2 protein-coding genes are annotated in these 1,972 nt (G+C 72.5%); both read left to right on the plus strand.

Features of this window, described 5'->3' with window-relative positions:
• Window positions 1–121: 121 nt before the first annotated feature.
• Window positions 122–556: a hypothetical protein gene (locus ACFWPJ_RS31525; protein ID WP_378856974.1), complete on the plus strand. Its 435-nt coding sequence runs from the start codon at window positions 122–124 to the stop codon at window positions 554–556.
• Window positions 557–631: 75 nt separating this feature from the next.
• Window positions 632–1,972: amidase (locus ACFWPJ_RS31530; protein ID WP_378856972.1), on the plus strand; the 1,341-nt coding region annotated here is incomplete at its 3' end.

Consider the following 1,972-nt stretch of genomic DNA (forward strand, 5'->3'; position numbering starts at 1 on the left):
GGCGGGGACAGTATCCCAGCCGGGGCCGGCAGCCGGCCGACGCGGACTCGGGACAGATCACGATCCATCGGCGATCCTGTTCTGGTCGGGTATGGACACCGGCGGAGAGGACCCGATCGACATGACCACCGCGTGGGCCGTGATCGCCGCGGCGACGTTCTGCTGGCTCGGCATGGTGCTGGCCATCTCGTTCCTGGAGGCGCCGCTGAAGTTCCGGGCGCCCGGGGTGACCGTGCCGATCGGGCTCGGCATCGGCCGGTTGGTCTTCCGCGCGCTCAACATCGCCGAACTCGCCCTCGCCGCAACGATTCTCGTGGCGATCCTCGCCGACTCCCCCGGCACCGCCGCCACGCGGGCACTCACCGTGGCCATGGTGGTCTTCGCCGTCCAGGTCGTCGCCGTGCGCCCGCGATTGACCCGCCGCAGCGATGCCGTGCTCGCCGGCATCGACGCGCCGCGCTCGCACAGTCATCACGCGTACATCGCGCTCGAAGTGGGGAAGGTCGTCGCCCTGCTGGTCGGCGGCATCCTGGTCTTCACCCACAGCGTGCCCTGATCCGACCGCCGCTGCGCCCGGAGTACCTTCCGGCAAACACCGATCGAGTTGACACCTCACGTAATAATGTAACGCATGAGCTCCACCCCGATCGGGACGACGATCACCGACGAATCCGCCATCGGCCTGGCTGCCGCGATCCGCACGGGCGAGGTGAGTGTCCGCGCGGTGGTCGATGCCCATATCGCCGTGCTCGAACGCTTCGCGCCCGCCACCAACGCTGTCGTCGTAGACCGCTACGAGGCCGCGCGAACCCAGGCCGACGCCGCCGATGCCCACCTCGCGACCGGTCCGGTGACGCTGCCGCCGCTGTTCGGTGTGCCGATCACCGTCAAGGAGTCGCTGGCCGTGGCCGGTCTGCCCAACACGGCGGGTGTGCTGGCGCGCAGGCATGTGCGCCCGTCCGCGAACGCGACTGTGGTGCAACGGGTTCTGGACGCGGGGGCGATCGTGCTCGGGCTGACCAACACGTCCGAGGGCTGCATGTGGATCGAGACCGAGAACCGGCTCTATGGGCGTACCGGCAATGTCCACGATCGGACCCGCACGGCGGGCGGGTCGTCCGGCGGCGAGGGCGCCGCGGTCGGCAGCGGCGGATCGCCCCTCGGCCTTGCCACCGACACGCTCGGGTCGATCCGCATTCCCGCGTTCTGCAACGGCGTCTTCGGACACCGCCCGTCGACGGGTTTGGTGCCGACCACCGGCGCGTGGCCACCGCCCTACGGTGTCGCCGCGCTGTGCGCGAACGGGCTGATCGCCCGCTGCGCCGACGATCTCATGCCCCTGCTGCGCATCATGGCAGGTCCGGACGGCACCGATCCGCTGGTGCGCGAGCTGGAGCTCGGTGATCCGGCGACCACCTCGCTGCGTGGGGTGCGCGTCGTGCTGCTCGACGGAGCGTTCGCGCCGGGTGTCGGCCGGGCGGTGCTGGCCGCGCGCGATCGCGCCGCGGCGGCCTTGGACAGTGCGGGCGCGGAGATCGTCCGGGTGCGCACGCGGTCGCTGCGGATGATCGGGCTGTTCACCACGATCGTGCTCGCGAAGGAGACCGGCATCAGCTTCGCCGAGATCATGCGCGGCGAGGGCGCCGATATTCTGGCCCCGCGACAGCTCACCGGCCGTCACGGCGACCACACCCTGCCTACCCGGCTGCTCGCGCTCGGTGAACTGCTCGCCGCGCGCGTGCCCGCCGGACCTGCCCGCCGCATCACCAGAGCAGCCCACGACGCTGCCGCCGAGATCACCGACACCATCGGCGACGGACTTCTCCTGCATCCCACGCTCACCTCCGTCGCGCCGCGGCCCGGCCGCCCCCCCCGGCCGCCCGGGGGGTCCCACGCCGGGGGCCCCGGCAGCCCCCCCGGGCGGCCCCGGGGGCCGGGGCGGCGCCGGCCGGGGGCCCCCCCGCTGGCCCCG

The organism is Nocardia sp. NPDC058497 (assembly GCF_042720195.1).
Taxonomy (GTDB): domain Bacteria; phylum Actinomycetota; class Actinomycetes; order Mycobacteriales; family Mycobacteriaceae; genus Nocardia.

What these genes read in the sequence shown, in the direction of transcription:
- ACFWPJ_RS31525 (WP_378856974.1), top strand. Translation starts at nt 122, where the DNA reads ATGACCACCGCGTGGGCCGTGATCGCCGCGGCGACGTTCTGCTGGCTC.